This is a genomic window from Nonomuraea basaltis (assembly GCF_005893125.1).
Lineage (GTDB): Bacteria > Actinomycetota > Actinomycetes > Streptosporangiales > Streptosporangiaceae > Nonomuraea > Nonomuraea basaltis.
Genome location: NZ_VCJS01000460.1, coordinates 1 through 3,559, shown reverse-complemented (window position 1 = coordinate 3,559; position 3,559 = coordinate 1). Strand labels below are relative to the sequence as shown.

Annotated in this window: 2 protein-coding genes; both read right to left on the bottom strand. The window is 71.6% G+C overall.

The window, feature by feature from the left end; genetic code table 11:
- Window positions 1-37: 37 nt before the first annotated feature.
- On the bottom strand, window positions 38-2,746 hold the full coding sequence (locus EJK15_RS68285) for a LuxR C-terminal-related transcriptional regulator (RefSeq protein WP_138720770.1): 2,709 nt from the start codon (window positions 2,744-2,746) through the stop codon (window positions 38-40).
- Between the two features lie 310 nt (window positions 2,747-3,056).
- The gene (locus EJK15_RS78385) at window positions 3,057-3,488 is read right to left on the bottom strand and encodes an acyl-CoA-like ligand-binding transcription factor (protein ID WP_171075419.1); all 432 of its coding nucleotides are present in this window, start codon (window positions 3,486-3,488) and stop codon (window positions 3,057-3,059) included.
- Window positions 3,489-3,559 lie beyond the last annotated feature (71 nt).

Here is a 3,559-nt window from a genome sequence, read left to right as displayed (position 1 = left end):
GCGCAGCCGATCATCTACCGCCGAGTGTGACCTACCCTCAGATCAGTCCTGGGAGCCTGGTCAGTTCGGCGCGCGAGGAGACGCCCAGCTTGGGAAAGGCCTTGTACAGGTGGGAGGCGACCGTGCGCGGGCTGAGGAAGAGTTGCGCGCCGATCTCGCGGTTGGAGGCGCCGGTGACGGCCAGCCGTACCACCTGGAGCTCTTGCGGGGTCAGCACGTCCAGCGGATCTCCGGCACCAGAGCGATCCGGCTGGGAGAGGCCGGTGGCGCGCAGTTCGGCGGCAGCGCGGGCAGCCCACGGGGTCGCGCCGAGCCGGTCGAAGGCATCCATGGCGGCTTGGAGCTGGCCGCGCGCCTCGGCGCGCCGCCTGGTTCGGCGCAGCCACTCCCCGTAGACCAGGCGGGTGCGTGCCTCGTCGAAGGGCTGCTCGCCCTCGCCGTGCAGGGCCAGCGCACGTTCGTACAGGCCCATGGCCTCGCTGTCCGGGGCCAGCAGCGCACGGACCCGATGCAGTACGGCAAGCGGCCTGGCCTGACCTGTGGCCTCGGCCCACTCCGTGTAGCGACGGAGCTGGTCCCGGGCACGCTGCGGATCCCCGATCCGGACGGCGGCCTCGATGTAGTCGGGCCAGGAGTATCGCCACAGGAAGGCATGGCGGGTGGGACCGGACATGGCGCGGTCCACCCGGTCGAGCATCGCTTCGTAGCGGCCCAGCCCGAAGTCCAGTGCCGCGAGGGCGTACTCGGCCCAGCAGTATCCCGGCATCCACCGGCGGTGGCCGGCCTCCCGGATGGCCTGCGCGGCCATCGCCGCGCATTCCTCCTGCGCGCCGGCGATCGCGGACAGCCAGGCGTGCACGCCCGCCAGGTAGCTGCTCCACTGCGGCTGGCCGACGTCGGCGGCCAGGGCCAGACCCGCGACCACGGTGGCGCGCGCGGAGCGGTGGTGTCCGTTGAGGAGCTGCGCGATGGTGAAGATCGTCATGGCCTGGGGCATGCGTCCCAGACGTCCCTCCGCCCGGCAGTCCTGGACGAGCTGGGCCGAGCCTTCCAGCATGCCGTCGAGGTCGGCGCGGACCATGCTCTGGTAGGCGATGATGAAGCGCAGCTCGGACGGGATGCGTTCGGCCTGGTCCGGCATGGGGTAGGTGAGCGTGGTCACGGCGTCACCCTCGAGGATCAGGCGGATGGCGTGGTTGATCGTGCGCACCAGAGCGGGCAGCCCGTCGCCGTCCGGGCACAGTTCCTCGGTACGGCGGGCCAGCGCGAGCTGGTCGGGGTGGGTGGCACTGGCCCAGGTGTAGAAGCCCGCCAGGCTGAGCAGCGACAGCCTGGCGGGCAGGTCGTCGGCCGCCTCGGCTCCCTCGTGCAGCAGCCGCACCCCCTGCAGCGGCCGGCCCGCCTCGATCTCCAGCTTCGCGCGCACGTAGGCGAGCTCTGCCAGGACGGCGTCTGTCGGCGTCGTCGTCCCGATCTGGTGGCGCGCCCTGTCCACCAGTTCGCCCGCGCGCTGCCACAGGCCGGCCTCGGCCGCGGCCCCGGCTGCGGCCGTCCACCGGCGTACGGCCTGGCCGGGGTCGGCCGACAGCTCGGCCGCCCGCGCGTAGGCCGCCGACACCGCGGCCTGACCGCCGCGGCGCCGCGCGCGCAGCGCCAGATTCTCCAGCTGCCCGGCCACCTCCTCGTCGGGCTGCAGGGTGACGGCGGCCAGGTGCCAGGCTCGCCGGTCCTCATCGACGGTCTCGGCCAGCGCCCGGTGGGCGGCCATCCGGGCGGCGATGTCACAGGCCAGCAGCACCGCGGTACGCACCAGCGGGTGATGGAAGACCACGCCCCCCAAGCCCACCCGCACCAGGCCCGCGCGCTCGGCTGCGGCGAAGTCGGCCAGCGAGGCACCGAGCAGGCCGACCGCGCGCGCGAGCACATCAAGCTCGTCGTGGTGATCGAGGGCCGCCACCAGCAGGCAGGAGCGGGTAGCGTCAGGCAGCGCCGCGATCCGATCACGGAAACCGATCAGCACCCGGTCCGTCACCGGCTGCGCCGTACCGAGCGAGAACGACAGCGGCACGAGCGCGCCCTTGCGCTGCTCACCCGTGAGCATGCGGGGCAGCTCGACCAGCGCCAGCGGGTTACCCCCGGCCTCGGCCACCAACTGGTCGCGAGCGGCAGGCGGCAGGTCCGCTGCCTGCTCGGCGAGAAGCTTGCGGGCGGCCTCGGTGTCCAGCTTGCCCAGCCGCAACTCGGGCAGACCCCTGGCGGGAAACTCGCCCTCCCGTGCCGCGAACAGGACGGCGACGGGCTCGTCATGCAGGCGGCGTGCGGCGAACAGCAGCGCGTCGGCCGACTCGCCGTCCAGCCACTGCGCGTCGTCGACCAGGCACACCACCGGGCCCGCCGCCGACAGCTCCACCAGCAGGCTGAGCGTCGCGAGCCCGACAAGGAAGCGGTCTCCGCGGTTGTCGCCGCCGAGGCCGAGCGCGCCACGTAACGCCTCCGCCTGCTGCTGCGGCAGCGCCTCGATGTGATCGACGACCGGGCGGAGCAGCAGGTGCAAGGCGGCGAACGGCAGATCCGTCTCGGGCTCGACGCCGGTCACCCGCAGCACCCGTCCCCGCGTGCTCGCCGCGGAGAACTCCAGGAGGGCCGACTTGCCGATGCCCGCCTCGCCACGCACCACCAGAGCGCCGGACCGGCCCTCCAGCAACCCGCCGATGACGGACTGCTCCGCCTGACGCCCGTACAACATGGCACTCCAAGAAACGGTTTGTCCGTAATGTGACGTATGGGGAACGTTTCGCCTACGCGCCGCGAGGCGGAAGCCCACGATCCGCTGTTGGTCGAATCGCCCACCATGTCCATGACCCGCGATCTGGTCGAGATTTGCGCAGACCGCGCAAGCAGGATCATCCGGATCGGCTTCCGCCGGGGTCGACAACCGTCGGCGGCCCGGCGCATGCGCCCTCGCGGACGGCGGATGTCAACTCGAGGGAAGGTGGCGTCGAAGGAAGGCGATTTGGTCTGGATGGCGTCGGGCGCCAAGCGAGTGCGTGCGGAATTTATGCGGGATGTTCGTGGTCAGAGGACGGCCAGACGCTGCGCAGTGGACGCAGGCCCTCCTCGACGTAGTCGGCGATAGGGCGGCTGCCGCCGTCGAGGTACCACTGCTCAAGTGCGGCGAAATAACCGAAGACGAGGGCGTTCGTGGTCACGCGAGCCTGCGTTTCTGTCAGCTCGCTGGTCGCCGCGATCAGCGGGGCGATCCGCTGGCTCGCGCGGTCCAGATTGGCGCAGACGGCCACGCGGACCGATGGCTCGGCGAAGAAGTAACGGACCCTGCGCCACGGGCTCTTCTCGGCCTGAGGGCCTTCGGCTACCTCCTCGGAACCAGATGTGCCCTCCGGTGCGGATTCGTAGGCGCGGACGGCTCGGAGCCGGAAACCAGGGCTCGTCCTTGCGCAGTAGGGCCGTCGCCCGCCGGGCCTCTCCACTGATCGTGATGCCGACGGCGATGACGCTCGGAGTGATCAGCGCCAGCTTTCCGACGCGTTCCGGATGGCGA

Bases quoted from the DNA above. Each gene is read 5' to 3' on its own strand.
- EJK15_RS68285 (WP_138720770.1), bottom strand. From the start codon at position 2,746: ATGTTGTACGGGCGTCAGGCGGAGCAGTCCGTCATCGGCGGGTTGCTG.